Origin of the sequence: Adhaeretor mobilis (genome assembly GCF_007741515.1) — a bacterium.
GTDB classification, from domain to species: domain Bacteria; phylum Planctomycetota; class Planctomycetia; order Pirellulales; family Lacipirellulaceae; genus Adhaeretor; species Adhaeretor mobilis.
Window position 1 is genome coordinate 4882339 of the sequence record NZ_CP036263.1, and the last position, 18848, is coordinate 4901186.

Here is an 18848-nt window from a genome sequence, read left to right on the forward strand (position 1 = left end):
GCTGTGAGTCCCTCTCCGTCCCGCCTGGGTGGCCATAGGCTCACAAATAGTCAAACGTCTAGCGGTTCGAACAGCCCTTCGACATGGCCTTGGCTATCTGCAAATGAGTCAAGCTTAACGCCAACCTTGTTGAGCAATGTCAAATGCAGATCGGCCAACGGTTTGGGGTGGTTGAATTTAATGTGGCGCCCACCCTGCATGTTGCCAGCCGCGCCGCCAGCCACAAGGATCGGTAAATTCGTGTGGTCGTGGACATTTGGGTTGCCCATGCCGCTGCCGTACAAGTAGAGCGAATGGTCTAGCAGCGAACCATTACCTTCCGGCGTATTCTGCAGTTTCTCCAGAAACTCAGCGAACAGCGACACATGAAACTGATTGATCTTGGCCACCTTGGCAATCTTCTTCGGGTTGTTGCCATGGTGAGTCAGCGGATGGTGGGGATCGTTCACGCCAATTTCAGGGTAAGTTCGATTGCTGGTTTCACGGGCGAGTTGAAAGGTTATGACGCGCGTGATATCACCCTGCATCGCCAACAGCTGCAAGTCAAACATCAGCCGGGCGTGATCCGCATAAGCAACCGGCACACCAACAGGACGATCAAGGTCGGGCAACGGATTTTCGGCGACATCGACTTCCGCTCGTTGGATGCGACGCTCGACCTCGCGAATGGTTTGCAAGTATTGGTCAACCTTGTTGCGGTCCTGGGGACCCAGTGTGTTCTGGAGCCGCGTGATTTCTGCGGTTACCGAATCGAGCAAGCTGGCCCGTTTTTTGATCGCTGCTTGTCGATCTGCCGCGCTGCCGCCGGCACCGAACAACGATTCGAAGACGATCCTCGGGTGGGCTTCGGCGGGCAATGGTGTCGTTGGCGACGACCAAGAGAGATTGTTCTGATAGACGCAAGCGTAGCCGTTATCACATTGGCCAACGACCGACAGCAAATCCATCGACATCTCGAGCGAGGGCAACTGCGTTGATTGACCGATCTGCTGCGCAGCAATCTGGTCAACCGTCGTCCCCAGATAGTAGTCTGAACTCTCAGTCCGCTTGGCTTCCGCGGCACTCAAAAAAGCAGCGTTCGAAGTCGCGTGCGTGCCGGGGTAAGCGTTTTGCAATTCCATGTTGGTGATTGCCGTGACCTGCTGCTTGACCCGGGACAGCGGTTGCAGCGTAGGCGAAAGCTCATCGAGTGTCTGCTCGCCAGGAGGCGTCCAGCGCGAGACGTCGCACCCCATTGGCATGTAGACGAAACCGAGCCGCCGCAGCTGAACAGGATTGGCCGGTGTCGATGCCAGGGCCGTCATTGAGGGGATCATGGCATCGAGCAACGGTAACGCCAACGAGGTTCCCATCCCGCGGAGGAACGTCCGACGTGGCAGCGACTTTTTCGTGACGATCATTTGGCTACCCTTTTCGGCTGTGACCATTGACCCGAGCTGCAAGTGCGCCCTGCAAGCGAACGACTACTTACCCGTACTTCGCATTCGGAAAGGAACGCTCTTGACGATTTCAACCAGTAGCGATGAAAAGCGGTAGTGCTCGCGTGCGGACTCTCGAACAATTTTGCGAACCGCCGGCCCGTCGTAAGGTTCGATACCGCGACCTAAGGCATACGTGAGAAGCTTCTCGGCCATTGTACCAACAAATAGCTCAGGGCGATTGAGCAATCCGGCCTCCAATCCATCAATTCCTGTAAACTCGCTGCCGTCGGGCAGCCCTCCTGTCGCGTCGACCGGCTGGCCACCCTCGATTTCGCGCCAGCGGCCCAAGGCATCGAAGTTTTCGAGGGCAAATCCGGGAGGATCCATAAAGTTATGGCAACTTGCACAGGCCGGGTTTGCACGGTGCTCTGCAAGTCGTTCTCGCACAGATAGATTGGCCGCGACGGTATTGTCCTTCAGGTCGGGCACGTCTGGTGGCGGTGGCGGTGGCGGGGTGCCGAGTAGATTTCCCAGGATCCACTTGCCGCGGATCACCGGAGAGGTTCGAGTGGCGTAGGATGTGACTGTCAGGATACTACCTTGCCGTAACAATCCTCCGCGATGGCTCTCTGGTTCAAGTGACACGCGCCGAAACCGACTGCCGTAGACATGGGGAATATTGTAATGCTTGGCGAGCCGCTCATTCAGATAGGTGTAGTCGGCCTGCAGCAGATCCAGCACACTGTGGTCTTCGCGAATGATACTTTCGAAAAACAGCTCGGTCTCTTGTCGAAAGGCTTGTCGGAGGTTGTCGTCGAAATCGGGAAACAACCGCGCATCGGGCGTCGACGCGTCGAGATTTCTCAAATGGAGCCACTGCCCCGCGAAGTTGCTAACCAGCGACTTTGCACGCACATCAGCCAGCATCCGTCGGGTCTGCGCTACGAGCACCTCAGGATCGCTTAGCTCGCCGCGCTCCGCTACTTCTAGCAACTCCTCGTCAGGAATGCTGCTCCACAAGAAAAACGATAGGCGCGAGGCCAGCTCCAAGTCGCTGATCGCGTAAGCAAAATCAGCAGCGAGATCGTCAGGCTCTTTCTCGACGCGAAACAAGAACTGCGGATTGACTAAGATCGCGCTCAGTGCCCACTCTATGCCAGTTTCAAAGTCAGCTTGTGCTCGGCCTTCGGCATACAACCTGAGGGGGACCGTCAAGTCACTCTCTTCGACCGGTCGACGATAGGCACGACGCATCAGCTGAGACACAATTTGCCTGGCACATGCTTCCTCATCGTCGCTGGTTTTCGGTTGGCAGGAAAGAACGCGTTCGCGACTGGGCGAATGACCAGGTCCGGCGACTTTAAAGGGTCCCGTTATTGAGACCTCGTAAATCGCCGGAGTCAGCCGCGGATGTCGGTTCATGTTGTAATGAACATTGAGCGGTTGCCGCTTCGTTTCTAGCAGCGACGAAGCGTTCTTGCGAAAGGTCACTCCCAGCTGATGCGAGCCAGCGGCCACGGTGACAAGCACTTTAAGATGACGGTCTACATTTGCATGCGAGGAAAGGTCGTACTCGGCATCTGCGCTACTTTCCTTTCGCTGCGGCGGCTTCACGGTCAATTGTTTGATAGGTTTTCTGTCGAGCAGAATCTCAAGTTGATGCGGCTCTTTGAGTCCTTCGACGTGCTCGTTGCGGTCGCGTGCCAAACGAACCTGTATCTCGTACTCCCCATCTTGCGGGAAGTAATGGGAAGTCAGCAAACCGCCACGAGTACCGAGCGGCAATCCGGCGACTCGCTCTTCTTGGGTCGTATCCGGAGAAATGCGGATGACACGACCAGTGGGCGACGGGTGACGTCCGCCAACGGCCAGGCGGCTAATTCTCTCAGCCGCCGCAATGTATCGATTGAGCAGCGTTGGCGAGAGCATGCCGACCGTGACGTTGTCGAATCCGTGACTCGACTCGTCGGCGGGCAGTAACCGAGTCGCGTCGATTTCCAAGGCCAAGAGGTCGCGGATTGCGTTTTGATACTCGAAACGGGTCAGTCGTCGGAAAGTCTCAACGCGTCCCGGACGAGGATGACTCGCCGCCTGAGCTTCGAGGACTTGCCCCAGGGCATGGGACGCCGTAGCGTATGTCATTTCATCCGGTTGTCCATAATCGCTAGGCGGCATCTGCCGAGCGCGCACCTTCCTTAGAACCTTTTCCCAAATGTCAGCGTTTTGCTCGAAGGGTTGTGCTTGGATCGACTCCAGATCCAGCTCAGCGACCTTCTCGTCTGGATTATGGCAATCGTAGCAATAGTCGCTTGCAAGCTGACGAACGATCAACTCAGGCTGTTCGACGAGTTGCACTGGCTCACTGCACTGCCCGGCCATCGGATGGACGCAGACCAGAAAGATGACCATGTGGGGCAGCAATGACCACGTCGGACAAAGCATAATAGTCGACCCGAATGAGAGAGAAGAAGCGAGCTATAAAGAAGTTCTCAGGTGATGGTGCCAGTATACTCCCAGGCTTGCAATCCGACGACCTTAAGCTGGCGTGTCCTTTTTTCCGTTAGGCCCGTCGATTTGGGGTTTACGAGGACAACTAATTCTTAATGTCCGTGACTTTGACTGCAAGCTCTCGTCACTGTAAGACACGGCCAATCACTTCTTTACAATCCCCAGTTTGGCGATGTTTTGCTGAGTTTTCCAGTTGCAGGCACGAATTCCTCGTGGGATGTTTGTGCATCCTTCTATTGGCATTGAAACGAAGGGTTTTTTGGAAGGGCGGCTAAAATCTGCGCAGCCTCGCCCACCCGCTACTGCCTGCCGCCACGGCCATCGCCCACGATGTTGAACTCTCACAGCGGTGCCAACTGCTGCCGGTCTCCGGATTGAACCTGTCGGGCAATAGTACCCTGCTGCGTTTACTCGGCTTAGATGTTTAACGCGCGTGGACAGCTCAGGGCGATACGAACTGTTTTTTAGCGCGGAATGCGATGCAATATTACGCAATGTGAACTATCGCTTGTGCTTCACAAGTGACGTCTTACCTGCATCTTCGCGAGCGGAACGAAGTAGCTAGAGCAAGCCCTCCGATAAGTAGGCAAAGCGTTGCGGTTTCCGGAACTGCAGTGGCAGAGGACCCGCTAGCTGCTTGGTCGAAGAAGCTCGAGCGCCAAACGTCGTAGTCCTCTGCGATCACAATCCCGGGAGTGAGATCGTTGGGAAGTATGACCGACACGCCCAGATTGTCCCGCCAGAGGGTGTAGTCCGCTACAGTCAATGCACCGTCGCCGTTATAGTCGCCCGGGATGCCTACGGTAAGCGAGACAGCGTTCGGTTCGTAGAGAAGATTCCACATCAGGTTGGTGGCAAGCGTGGGTAGAGCGGTGGTAGCAAACGTGCCCACCACGCCCTCTGCGGAAGTCATGAACTCAAAAGAGTCACCGGCTCTGGGTGAGAATCCATCCAAGAGCGAGACATTCAGCACTCCGCCTAGCTCTGCCGTTCCGGCAATCTGCAGGACATCGAATTCTGATCCTGACACGGACCCGCCAATCTCAATTTCTAAGTTGGCCAATTCACCGATATAAACATTGCCATCAAACAGCTCTAGCCCAGGACTGCTGCCAGGTGTGATATCAGCCTCAAAGTAAACGTCGCCGCCACCAGAAACTCCGAACCCTGCCTCGCCGAAAAAGGTAGCTGAGGATTGGGAGGAAACTTGAAATGAGGCGCCTGTGTGGAATACGTCGTTCCAGAAAGTGACGTTTGCTCCACCGCTGACGATCACTCGTCCGGCATTCTGATTCTGTAAGTCCCCAAAGAAATCGCTCTGGCCGTTCGAGTAGGTCAAATCCCCTTCGTTAATCAGCCCGAGTCCATCGACAACTAGTGTACCGCGACCGAGAATGTCGCCGTCCACGCCGTTGGTGAGTGCTTGCGAATAGTGAATGGTTCCGCCTAGGAGAGAGATGCGGCCTGAGTTGATCCCGTTGGCACCAGTCAGCATGATCGTGTTGTTTTGATCAATGCGAATCTCTCCTTGGGCCTCATTGGTAACCATCGCGGTAATTCGGCCATTCCCGCGGAGCACGCCACGGTTGGCGATTTGCGTTCCTCCGAAGAGGGAAGTCGTGCCACCGAGAATGACCGATCCATTGTTTTCGAGGAGCCCCGCGCTGGCGGACGAACCGTTCTCCACAACCAGCACTGAGGAACTGTCGATGAAGAGCGTATTTGTCACGGAGAGATGCTGGCCATTCTGCAAGGCGACCGATTCGCCTAGGAGTCCGTCGGCTGCGATATTCAGGCCGCCCGCGCTCGTAATTGCGAGCAAGCCCGCATTGAAATTCAGCGATCCGCTATTGACCAACTCGCCGACTGAGAGCTCACCGCCAGCCAGGGTCAAGGTGCTGAATGCCGCGATCGTGGCGATGCCTGTTGTAGCCAGTGCGTCGTTGGGTTGAAGCGTTAGATTGTCGCTGGCGAACAGCCCTGATAGCCCAATCGTCAGGTCACTATTGGTGGAGAAGGTGCCCCGAGTGAAGTTCACAGCTCCCGCAGCACCTTGTATTTCATCCAGCACGATGGTTCCGCCATCGAGGTTGACACTCGAGTTGGGCCCCATTTCTAAAGTGCCCGCAGTCTTGGTGAAGGTTCCTCCCGGCAGTATGTGAAGCACGGCACTCCCGGCACCAGGGGTGGAGGAGAACTGCGAATCGTCAGGATCGTTCACGGTAAGCCTCGAGCCTGCTCCACTGACGGTCAACGTTGTAGTTCCAGTGCTGCCAGGGGCTACCTTCCATTGTCCTTCGAAGCTCAGCTCAGCCCCACTAGTGACGTCGACGACCACAGCGCCTACGCTATCAGCACCCAGGTTGACATTGGTCAAAGTGCTTATTGATTCGTTGCTGAACGTGGCGGTCGAGTCGGCACCGCTATCAGCGGCCCAAGAGGATTCGCCGGCGCCACCTGCTACGAGTTGGCTGTCCAGGCCATCCACCAGTACAGTCGTCGATCCGCTAGCCGCCACCAGATCGAAGGTTCCCGCCATTTGGTTCACTGTCCCCCCGTTGTCTACCACCAACGAGTTGCCAATGGTCAGATCACTACTAGTGGAAAATGAACCGCCACTGGTTATGGCGATGCTTTTGTCGCCCGCAAAGAGGAACTCGCCGCCAGCTGTGTCGACCAATCCAGCGGTGATGGTGACATTGCCATGCGTTGTAAGCACACCGCCATTAGTTGCTGAAATCGAGCCGCCCTGTAGTTCTAACGGCCCATTAATCGTAGAGCTGCTACTGCCGTCGATGTTTACGTTGCCGTTAGCATAGATGGTTGTGGTACCGTCGCCGGTCGTGAGTTGACCACCTCCAGCAATAACTAGGTCAGCCGTATTATCGCCGTTGCCGTTTCCGATCGTGAAAGCTCCTGCGGTGGATTGCGTTAGAAGGCTCCCCACGCCGTCTATCGTTAGACTTGCCGATAAACCTGAGCCTGCCCCGAGTTCGATGTCACCCGACACCGTGACCGTTGCTCCGGAAAGAACTTCCAAGCTACCTGTTGTGTTGTTGTCCGTACCGCCTACGATTTCCAGACTTGATGCAAAAGCAGCGTTTGCTCCGTTGCTTATGCTTAACGCGCCAGCGTCTCCCTTGTTGCCAACTTGGGCAAGTCCCGTCACTGTCAACGCCGACCCACTGCCGTTGACAACCAGCGTCCCATTGCCCGATGAACTAGCGCCCAATTCAATTGAATCGGCATCTACTGTGGAACCATCTCCCACTGTTAGCGTCGCCCCACCGGAAATGAGAAGCTCATCAGCAGCAGCCAAATGGACGTCGAAAGTTGCGCCGTCGACTTGAGCGAGGGACAGACTACCCCCATCAATCACGATGTCGTCATCTGCCTGGAGCGTTGCATCGGCCGTAGTGCCGCTCACGCGGAATGTCACATTGCCAGCACTAACGGTGAGATCAGCAATAGTTGTGCTCGTGCTGGAGAATGCGACCGTCATCGTTTCGGGGAGACTAAAGCGGGCCCGTTCTGATAGGGGATCGTCGGGGACATTCTCTGGATTCCAATTGGCGGCCGTATCATAGTCTCCTCCAGCAGAGTTGATCCAGTCAGTCGTCTGGATCTCATCGGCAACGATCTTGAAGATGTCGCCCAACACGCGATCGAAGAAATAGAGCTCTCCCTCGGAGTCTTCAGCGAAGCTGACGATACCGTTATAGCTCCCTGTAGGCGTTAGAGGATTGAGCAATTCGCTAGAGCGATCAACAAACTCGCTCACACTCGTTCCGTCATAGCGAAATGAACCAAATTCGTCTCGCACCACGTCTGCGTAGAAGTAGGCGCCATGGAGGTCAGGAATAGCCGAGCCGCGATAGACGTACCCCCCAATTACTGCTGCAGTGGACCCATGAGGATAGCTAAAGATTGGGGGAATCGCATTTGGGGGATGGGGATCACTATTAAAGGGAACATCGACGTCTCCTTCGAGAGCACGCCAACCGAAATTTTGACCACCCGTTGTTCCCGCTGGAATGAAGTTGATCTCCTCGTACTGTACCGAGCCAACATCACCTAGGAACAGGTCGCCGTTGGCTCGGTCAAAGCTAGCGCGGAACGGATGTCTCAAACCGTAGGCGAATACTTCAGGTGCACCGCCGAGGGTCGCAAACGGGTTGCTCGCCGGGATTGCATAGTTGCGGCCGCTGTCGGTGGGGAAATCGTCGCCATCAACATCGATCCGTAACACCTTTCCTCGCACATCAAACGTGTCTTGGGCGGGAAGACCCTTGTCGGGCCCAGCAAACGTGCCACCATCGCCGGTGGCTATATACAATTGGTTATCGACGGGGCTGAAGCCGAGCCAGCCACCGTTATGACTTCCGGTGGGATTCGGGATCGTGAGAATTTCCCGCATAGAATTCATGTCTGCTACCAACGGATCCGAGACCGATCTAGTAAACTCGATTATCTTGATGTCATTCGTATTACTGTCAAAGAGGTTAAGATAAACTCTTCCGTTATTGACATAGTCTGGATGAAAAGCGAACGTCTGGAGGCCCGACTGCGTTCCTGCGAAATCTTCTAAGTCGAGAAAGGTCGATGACTGCTGGGTCTGAAGGTCGAGGATGCTGATCCTCACTGCGTTCTGTTCGCTGACATAGAGTGTACCACTCTGTCCAGGTGCCGCTGTTCCAAAGACGGGATTCGAGAAGCCCGTGGTGATCACGGGCTCCGCTCTCAAATCGACACCCCATGCGACTTGTTGTGAATGGGGCAGCATCGCCGTCACAAACGCGAGCCTCATTGCCCACGTTGCGCCTAGCTTTCCGACCTGAGAGTCTCGCCAAACAAAATCACAAAGAACCGAGCCAATAGCATGCACTCTAATAGCATTCACTGGGCACTTCCAATCCTTGCTCGAACGCTGACACTTTAGATATCTCAAGACTTCTGGCAGCCAACAGCAAGGGCTAGTCTCATCCCACCGCAGATTTATCAACGTGAGAATTTTTTTGTGCAATTTGCAATGCTCTGTTGCAAACTGCAGCGCAGTACCGCGGCTGGCTTGCACCAGCACGGGCGATGCCGATCAGGCAGATAGACCAGTTACTCTTATTGTTAGAAGGTACAGAAGCCGCGTCGCGCAACATGCACGACGACCGATGCCAGCCACAGTTTCCGCAATTCACGGGCCGAAACCGATGGTCAAGCTAACCGTGGCCAGAACTGCTTACGAGAATCAGCGACCTAAACGCACAGTGCTGCACAATCACGGCACGGCACTCAAAAGCACAGCAGCACGGCCCTGAATCGGTTTGCAAGGCGTTGCAAGAGAAAACCGGCGAAGGGGAGAACCCCCTTGAATTGCAAGAGAGTGCATCGAAGAGCGTCTGCGAGCTACAGACACTAGTACCCCGTAGGGGAGTCGAACAAGGGGCTTCAAACCCGGAAGAAACCGCACTTCCTGATTCCCGCGGCGCAGAATGCGGCGCAGTTGGCGCACAATCGGGAGTTGAAGATTCAGAGTTGAGAGCGTTAATCGAACGCTGGGCGGACCTGAGTGAAGCCGTAAAGGCAGGCATTATGGCGATGGTACGAGCCTAGGGAATTCATGCGAACGTCGTACTTGATGATTCTTAACCGAAGATTTCCTCTAGTAATTGATCTGACAGCCAAGGCTCTTCCTCTGAGTCCGAAGGGGATTCGGGATTGATAATCTCTGAGTCCTCGGCTGAAGCGAGCGTCGGGTTGGCTCCAGCTTGCTCTAACGAAACTGGATAGCTATGTGGTTCGATCACGTGGCCTAGATCTAGTATTTGCGATTCTTGGCGTGAGGCCTTCTTGTCGGTCCACTCAAACGCCAATGCGACATCGATGAGGGAGGCTTTGCTCGGGGATAAGTTGATAGCAGAAGCAGGCTCGTTCTCTGTTAGCGTGGCGTTTGCGCTAGTGGCACTTGCCAAGGCAAACGAACTATCAACTAAGGACTCTTGAGCCCCGTAGGAACTTATCCAAATAGCTAAGTCTTGCCCGTCAACAGCTCTATCAAGATTGGCGTCGCCAGCGGTTCGTCCCGCGCCAAAAGAAATCGTCGTTCCGCGCTGCCAAGTGAGGAAGTCGTGGCCGTCGACCCCATTGTAGGAATTAAAATCCGCCGAAGGCTGCGGCGCTTCGTATCCATAGGTGCCTCGCCAGTCGTTGAGATCGTCCGCTTCCACATCACCATCGGCGTCGGCATCCCCTTGCTCACGAGTGGCGTTATCCGACGTGCCGTGGCCGCGCTGCCATGCCAGGAAATCAAACCCATCAATCGTCTCGTTGGAATCAAAGTCACCGGCATCTGGGGCGATGTTCTCGTGCCAGACGACTACTTTGTCAGCGGCACGAACGGTCAGAGCGTCGATGTCACCATCGATGTCAAAGTCAGCAAGCACAAGCGAATCATAATAAAAAGCGTCCGTCTTGAGCTCGTGCTCAAGGTTCAAGCGAGGGGTAGCGGCACCGTCGTTAGAATACCATGAGAAACTTCCGCTGCTCGGCAAAGCGTAAAACCAATCCAGGTCGGAATCGCCATCCACGTCAAGGGGTATTAAAGAACTCTCGAAGGGACTGTTCGAAGGAATCGAACCCGAATGCACGAACCCACCTTCACCATCACCTGAGATCCAGCCGGGAAAGCCGAATGAGGTCGTGTAGACCAAGTCTAAATTTCCATCCCGATTCTGGTCTACTAGCTGGGTTGAGTTGACCCTCGATGGCAACCATACGCGATCAGTACCCGGAAACGTTGGGGTGATCTCATGTCGAGCAAAGTTTCCTTGGCCGTCGTTCTCATACCAATCTAAGCCACGACCGAAGTCATCGGTAGGACCCACAACGAGGTCCGGGTCCCCATCATTGTCGAGGTCACCTACAGCCAAGTGTTCTTCCGCAAATGGGTAATCGTCCAAGGTGGCAATCTGGCGAGTCTGGAAGTTGCCATCACCCAAGTTCTCATGCCAAAGTGCTCTAGCCGGTAACGAGTTAAAGCCAAAGCTATATTCTTCAGTCGACAAAACATCAAGGTCTCCATCATTGTCGATATCGACCGCCATCAGATTGCTTGCACCCCGCGTGACTTCGGCGATCATGTGCGAAGTGAACGTTTGCGAGCCATCATTCTCAAACCAGACATATGAGATACCAACCGCCAGGACATCCAGGTCGCCGTCGCGATCAAAATCGATCAACTCCATTTCGCTCGGGCTGAACGCTTCCGGAGTGATATCGTGGGTAACGTAGTCACCATTGCCAACATTCTCATGCCACTGGAGTTGTAATTCAAATCCTGCAGTCACCAAATCAAGATCACCATCTTTGTCCAAGTCAGCAGCCTCCAAGATTTGGCCCACGATTGGCGAATTGCCTACCTGCCCTTGGTTACTAAAGGCGCCACCACTGCTTGCCGGGGGAAGCAGGACTACTTGATAGTCCTCGACTTCACCATCCGCCGCGAAGCCCGTGGGAGAGTGTCCCCCCTCGGTACTCAAGCGGAAGCGAGCATAGGTGCTACCGGAATTGATACTCGTCGGGACGCTGAAGCGGACAAGATTGTCGCCCTCGATGACATCGAGACGAGCTGCAATGAGTTCATGAGCCCCATTGAAAGTCCCATCGCCGTCGAAATCAAACCAGGCATCAAGTCGCGCTCCTGTCGGTGCGTTTTGCACGTTCACGGTGACCGAGGCATCCACTTGACCAACTCGAATAGGAGAAAAAGTAACACCATCCTCGTCGGCCCCGTCGCCATCGGAAGCAACACTGGGCTGACCGTTGAGTTCCGCGTCGCGAGTCAGTCCCAGAGTCGGACCAATCGGTGCATGTGCCGCCGCTTGGAGATCGTCGGTGGAATAGCTTCTAGGGGCGTCGCCATAGTCGACGGGTTCGTCGCGTAGGATGATGATTGTGGGCTGGACAGCGGAGAGGTCTTGGCTGAAAGGTATCAAACCTGCAATATTTGCAAGCTCTAAAGTCACGGTTTCGTGATCCTCAAAATCGTCATCAGATATCGGTATAATCATAATCTCGGCAGTAGCCACAGCCGCCGCAAAAGTAACTATCCCCGACGATCCGGAGTAACTTGTCGCGCCCGAGACTTCGTAGTCAACTCCGTATTCTGCTGTACCACCTACCTGAAATTGAAAATCAACTTGTTCCTTTAGATTGACCGTGCGCGTAAAAATGAATTTCGCTACCCCACCGGAGTCTTCTGTAATTGACGTTTGGGTGACACTAGCTAAGACGCCATCGGGGATACTTTCATACCATAATAGCTCATCTTCAAATCTAGGCGCGGCCAGTAAGTCCAGGTCGCCATCTTGGTCGATATCTGCCGCTATCGCATCAACGAAATCGCGTTCGTTGTTTTCATCTGGCATTATGACAGGTACGAGCAAGAACTCATGCGAATTCGCATATTGCAGTATTGAGACGCCACTCCCATCCTTTGAAGCGACCAGGAGATCTAAATCTGCGTCTCCATCGATGTCCGATACAAATAGTGACGTAGGCCCATCAATCTCAGTGGTTATCAAATGCTTAACAAAGTCCCCCGCGCCATCGTTCTCCAGTAAATAAATCTTGTCTGAATTTTCGCTGATCGTAATGACATCGAAATCCCCGTCTCGGTCATAATCGATTACCTCAAATGCGGTATGATCCCTGGAGTTGTCTATTGTTCTTTCTGTGAAGTCGTGCAAGCCATTATTCTCATACAAGGATACTTTTCCGAAGAATCCGTTCGATCCTGCGATGAAGTCGAGATCGCCATCTCTGTCCATATCTCGTGCTTGTACTTTATAGACTTCATCGGTATCAAACGTGCTGCTGAGCGATAGCCTTAGGCTGAAATTCTGATGGCCATCATTTTCATACCATCTGATACTGCTCCTACTTGTAGTTACGGCCAGAACGTCCCAGTCTCCGTCGTTATCAATGTCTGCAACATCTAGCGTGTGAACGCTAGGGTAACTTGACTGGTTGTTTTGGCGAGTGAAGTTCTGTTCGCCGTCATTTTCAAACCATCCGACATCAGTTACGAAATCAAAGTCGCCATCTTTATCAAGATCGACCACTCTCACCGTGTCAGCAGAGTAATTGAACGCTAAATGCTCTACGAATTGCCCTGCTCCAAGATTCTCAAACCACACCACTGGCCCGTTTACTCTTGACACGATATCAATGTCACCATCCCTATCGACATCCGCTGGAATTATGAACTCGGCGGTTCCATTGCTAGAGGGAATCAGATTGGGTGAGGGGCTCAATCCCACGACAGTCAACGGTGTGTTGATGGTAACTAAGTAGTCCTCGATTTCTCCATCGGTTGCTAAGTCTACTATTCCTAACCCACCTGATGTGCTGAGCCTGAAACGCGCGTAGGTCTCACCTGACATCGCGTTCGACGGTACGCTAAACTGCACAACATTTTGTCCATTCACGACCTCTAGACTACCAGCTATCCGCTCACCGGCACCTTGCCAGGAGCCATCGCCGTTGAAGTCAATCCAGGCATCAAGCCGTGCCCCTTCGGGTGCATTCTGTACTTCGACAATAGCGGTGGCTCCAGTTTGGCCCACGTGGAGTTCGCTGAAAGCCACTCCATCGTCGTCGGCACCGTCGCCATCGGCGTTTACTGAAGGCATGCCAGTCGTTTCGGAATCACGCAGTGTCCCCAGAGTTGGCCCAAACGGAGTGTGGCCCGTCGGTACGTCGGTTGGGTAAGGAAATGGTGCGTCGCCGTAGTCGGCAACTACGTCTGTGTTCTCTTGAACCAGATTCAGCGATACGGTCGTTTGATCGCCGAGAAGATAGTTCTTGTTCTCTTGTTCAGGTATCGTAATTTGTAGGTTCTTAGCGAGTTCCAGGAAGTCGTCGGCGATCGACGTGATCTGCAAGGAAATACTTGCTTCGTTTTCTGGAAAAGTAATCGTTCCTTCCTTGCCGGAGAACACGGTTGCACCCAAGACCTCGTAGTCGACTCCATATTCGGCGTTTCCGTCGAATTCAAAGGCAATAACTGCTTCTTCTGTGAGAATGCCCGCGCGAGTAAATGTAATAGTTGCTGAATCCGTTGAATCTTCTGACAGTTCAGAGATATTGCTTTGAAGCCCCAGCGTGAATAAGTAATTCTCAAACCACCTGACCCCTCGATTGGCGCTATGTCCGGTTAATAGGTCCAAATCACCGTCACTATCAACGTCCGCAACGCGGACTTCCCTCGCACTTAGGCCGGGAGGGAAAGAGATATCAGTAAAGTTCTGGCTGCCGTCATTCTTGTAATATCCAAGAGCGCCGGTATCTTTCTTTGCTGCAAACACGTCAAAATCACCGTCGCCATCGATATCCCCCAGCCGTGCTGAATCTGCTCCACCAGCTGTCGACGTGATGAGTTGCTTGGTGAATATTTCCTGGCCATCATTTTCGTACCAGAAAATGGAATCGCTGGCAGATTCGGCGAAGAGAAAATCGATGTCTCCGTCTCGGTCTATATCAGCGACTGTCGTTTGACCAGCGCTGACGACGGTGTCATCGATCAATCGTAGGGTAAAGTCCTCATGTCCGTCATTCTCAAACCAGAGAATTTGGTCATCAGGAGCGTTAGAGACGCCGTACTGTCCTAAAGACGTTAGAAGGTCCAAGTCACCATCGCTATCAACATCAACAGCGACCGTGGAGACTGGGCCATCGACCGTGGCCGTCACAGTCTTTTTCGTGAATATTTGCTCGCCGTTGTTTTCATACCATTCGATAGTATCTCCCCAAAAAGCGGACGCTATCACATCCATGTCGCCGTCGCTGTCGAAGTCCACGACATCGACAGAGCTAGCACCATCAAGATTTGAGGATAGAATCTGTTCTTGGAAGTTCCCTATCCCATCGTTTTCGTACCATGCAACGACATCGCTATTGTAGAAGCTAGCAACTAGGTCCAAGTTGCCATCACCGTCAATATCGGCAGTTTTCAAGGAGCTTGGGCCTCGTAGTGTTGAGATGACTGTCGTATTCGAAAAGCTTTTCTGTCCGTTATTCTCATACCATGCGATTCTTCCAGAGGTACCGTTTACATACCCCGAGATTACATCGAGATCGCCGTCCCCATCCAAGTCACCGAATTCCAGAAGATTATGTGATCCAGTTAGAGTCGTAATCGGTGATTCAATAAGAGCTTCAGCTGGCGTTGCTTCTGGCGGTAGAGTCGTCAAAGCATAGTCTTCTACCTCCCCATCATTGGCGATACCTCCCGGTGCCAAACCACCTTCTGTACTGAGGCGAAAGCGAGCGTACTTCCTACCGCTGAGAGAATCGGCGGGCACATCGAATTCCAGCATATTGTCTCCTTCGACAACACTCCAGCTCGCTGCAATTTGCTCGCCCGCACCTCCCCAACTTCCATCATTGTTCCAATCGATCCAGGCCTCGAGCTTTGCACCCGCAGGGGCGTTCTGCACATTGACGGTTGCTGTGGCGTCAAGTTGGCCGACTTGGATGGTGCTGAAGGTGATGCCGTCGTCGCCGATGTCGGTAGCAGCATTTGTCGAGGCTTGGCCGTCTAGCTCGTTACTTCTCACAGCGCCTAACTGGGGCCCTTGAGAGCGATGGCCGGCCCCGTATTCAAATTTAGAGGTAGGGTACGGCAAAGGGGCATCGCCAAAGTCCCCAACATCGTTGTCCGTAATGGAAACTACGAGCGTGGAGTCCTCAGCAGGTGCAGAATCCGTCGGTACAACTTCCAAGTGAACAAGTTCTGTAACGTTCTCCAATAGAGTATCGTCGACTACGACAAAATCGATAGTTATTGAATCGACGTTACTGGGAAAGTCAACAAGGACATGGCCATTTCCAGAATTTGTAATCCCGGCAAGTGTGTAGTCTTCCCCATAGATAGCAGTCCCACCTAATTCTATCCTTGCTGTCGTGGGTTCTGTGAGATTACCCTCACGAAACAGCGTTACAGAACCCGCTTCATTCTCCTCTGACACGGCAAGTCCGCTCGGGCTGATTGAAATGGCAGAGTTCGCTTGTAGCGATAATTCGATTCCCTCGCCGGCGTCATTAATCTGAGCAATGTCGAGATCCCCATCCCCGTCGAAGTCGGCGTGGACTAGCTGAAGCGGTGTTGTACTAATCCCTGGATAATATCTCGTATCGGAAGAGAAGTTTTGATTTCCGTCATTTTCAAAGACTATATAATGTGAGGGATCAATCCCTGTACTTTGGACAAGGTCGAAGTCTCCGTCTTGATCAAAGTCAACTGGATCGAGCCTTGGACTCGATCCAACAATCGACCAGACACTATGCTCAACAAAACTAAGTTGCCCTCGATTCTCAAACCATGAAGAACGCGGAGCTTCGTCAGGTTCGCCGGAAAGGCCCGGATAAGTGCTCGACAGGATGTCAAGGTCGCCATCGCGATCTAAGTCCACGACCGATACGTGAAGGGATACAAAAGGCGTGATCTGGTGCGATTCGAAATTCAGGCCATTTGTGTGTTCGTACCAGTAAATTCCTTCGTTGGTACCAGAAATGAGATCGTTGTCGCCGTCCTGATCGAAGTCGACAGTCAAGAGAAAATCGATTTCGGAATGGCCGGCGACTACAGGGACAGGATCAAAGTAGCGCCCGCTAGCTATTGTTTGAGGGAGAATCTCTACTTCATAGTCTTCGACCTCACCGTCATTCGCTGGTCCGACAGGGCTAAGCCGGGTGTCTGTGCTGAGTCGAAACCTAGCGTAGGTTGTACCAACTGCGGCATCATTGGGAACGTCGAAAGTCAATTGATTGCTTCCGCTAGTTACTGGCGCTCCTAATACGATCCACTCTGCAGCGTGTAGCCATTTGCCGTCGCCGTTAAAGTCGATCCAGCCATATAAGTAGGCCCCGTCTGGAGCGTTTTGAACTTCGACGTCGACGGTAGCACCTAGTTGACCGACCCTCATGGAGCTGACCGTTATCCCATCTTCATCTGCGCCGTCGCCGTCGGCTGTCGAAGAGGGAGTGCCATCGGCTTCCGCATCTCGTGTTGCACCTAGCGTTGGGCCGACGGCTGCATGTCGTGCTCCAAACTCGAAGAAAGTCGTCGGATAGGGAGAAGGGGCGTCACCATAGTCAGCAGGGCCGTTATTCTCAAACCAAGCGATCGTGTCGTCGAATGCAGACGCACTGAGCACGTCCAAATCGCCATCGCCGTCAACATCAGCCACAAAAACGCTTTGCGCAGTACCAGCGGAGGTGCTAATCGTGTGCTTGGTGAAAGTCTGGTTGCCATCATTCTTGTACCAGGCAATCGTGTCGTCGGATACAGACGCACTGAGCACGTCCAAATCGCCATCGCCATTTAAATCTGCCGCAAACACGCTGTGTGCTCCATCAGCGGAGGTGCTGATCGTGTGCTCGGTGAAATTCTGGCTGCCGTTATTTTCGTACCAGGCGATCTTGTCGTCGCTGAACGAAGCGCTGAGCACGTCCAAATCGCCATCGCCATCCACATCAGCCGCAAACACGCTGCGTGCCCCATCAGCGGAGGTGCTGATCGTGTGCTCGGTGAAATTCTGGCTGCCGTTGTTCTCGTACCAGACGATCTTGTCGTCGCCGAACGAAGCACTGAGCACGTCCAAATCGCCATCGCCATCTAAATCTGCCGCAAACACGCTGTGTGCTCCATCAGCGGAGGTGTTGATCGTTTGCTCGGTGAAGTTCTGGCTGCCGTCATTCTCGTACCAGGCGATCTTGTCGTCGCCGGACGAAGCACTGAGCACGTCCAAATCGCCATCGCCATCTACATCTGCCGCGAACACATCGCGTGGTGTGCGGGCACTGGTGCTGATCGTGTGCTCGGTAAAGTTTTGGTTGCCGTCGTTCTCATACCAGGCGATCGTGCCGTAGAACGAAGCGCTGAGCACGTCCAAATCGCCATCGCCATCCAAGTCTGCCGCAAACACGCTAAACGCCACATTAGCAGAGGTGCTGATCGTGTGCTCGGTAAAGTTCTGGTTGCCGTCGTTCTCGTACCAGGCAATCTTGTCATCGGCGGACGAGGCACTAAGCACGTCCAAATCGCCATCGCTATCGAGATCCGCTGCAAATACGTCGGTTGCTCCGTCGGCACTGGTGCTGATAGGTTGCAGGGGGCTGAATTCTCGATTGGCTGTTGTAGGACTGGTGACGAAAACCGCGTAGTCCTCAACCTCGCCATCGTTGGCTGGGCCGGTAACGCCCAGTCCTCCTGCCGTGCTCAACCGGAATCGGGCATAGGTGGTGCCAGCAATAGCATCACTGGGAACGTCGAAAGTGAGCAGGTTGTCTCCGACGACGACGTCATGAGAGGCGAAGACTCGTTCTCTTGGACTACCCCACGAACCGTCCCCGTTGAAGTCGATCCAAGCGTCAAGCTTGCCAGCCCCTCCTTGCACGTTGACGGTCACCGTTGCGTCGAGCGCCCCGACCTGGATCGTGCCAAAAGTGACTCCATCTTCGTCCGACCCATCGCCGTCAGCTACCGGTGAAGGGGTGCCCTCGGGTTCCGAATCCCTTGTCAATCCTAGCGTTGGTCCTACAGCTTCGTGCTCCGCACCACCATCCGCCAGCAACGTATCGTAAGGCTCAGGGGCGTCGCCGAAATCGCTCGCTAAGAGAAGGCGGCGTTCGAGTTGTTCTATTTTCAGTCGGCGCTGGATCATGGTGTCCTTACAGCGTGTCCGTTATTGATCATTGAGAGCTCCATCGCTGGAAGAGTTCAACCGATGGTCGGCGGGAAGAGGCGATGGGCGAGCTATTGAAACCGGTCGCATTTGCGGATCACCCCATTCTAATGGGGGGCTTCGAGCTTCGCAATCAATCTGTGCCGCGGGTTTTCAACTACCGCGTGACAATACGCGG

General features: G+C 53.8%; 5 protein-coding genes. 1 reads left to right on the forward strand and 4 read right to left on the reverse strand.

Annotated features, from left to right (window positions below; genetic code table 11):
- Positions 1–50: 50 nt before the first annotated feature.
- The 3 genes from HG15A2_RS19280 to HG15A2_RS19290 form a co-directional block, all read right to left on the reverse strand.
- Positions 51–1400 carry a DUF1552 domain-containing protein gene (locus HG15A2_RS19280; protein WP_145062399.1) on the reverse strand — a complete coding sequence of 450 codons (1350 nt, stop codon included), beginning with the start codon at positions 1398–1400 and terminating at the stop codon, positions 51–53.
- 63 nt (positions 1401–1463) lie between these two features.
- Positions 1464–3863: a DUF1592 domain-containing protein gene (locus tag HG15A2_RS19285; protein WP_145062401.1), complete on the reverse strand. Its 2400-nt coding sequence runs from the start codon at positions 3861–3863 to the stop codon at positions 1464–1466.
- Positions 3864–4458: 595 nt separating this feature from the next.
- Positions 4459–8736: a PQQ-dependent sugar dehydrogenase gene (locus HG15A2_RS19290; protein ID WP_145062403.1), complete on the reverse strand. Its 4278-nt coding sequence runs from the start codon at positions 8734–8736 to the stop codon at positions 4459–4461.
- A gap of 358 nt (positions 8737–9094) precedes the next feature.
- Between HG15A2_RS19290 and HG15A2_RS24250 the strand changes: the two genes are divergently transcribed.
- On the forward strand, positions 9095–9241 hold the full coding sequence (locus HG15A2_RS24250) for a hypothetical protein (RefSeq protein ID WP_218932104.1): 147 nt from the start codon (positions 9095–9097) through the stop codon (positions 9239–9241).
- Between the two features lie 327 nt (positions 9242–9568).
- Here HG15A2_RS24250 and HG15A2_RS19295 read toward each other — a convergent pair whose 3' ends face one another.
- Entirely contained in the window at positions 9569–18649 is a 9081-nt protein-coding gene (locus tag HG15A2_RS19295) for an FG-GAP-like repeat-containing protein (protein WP_145062405.1), read from the reverse strand.
- Between the last annotated feature and the right edge of the window lie 199 nt (positions 18650–18848).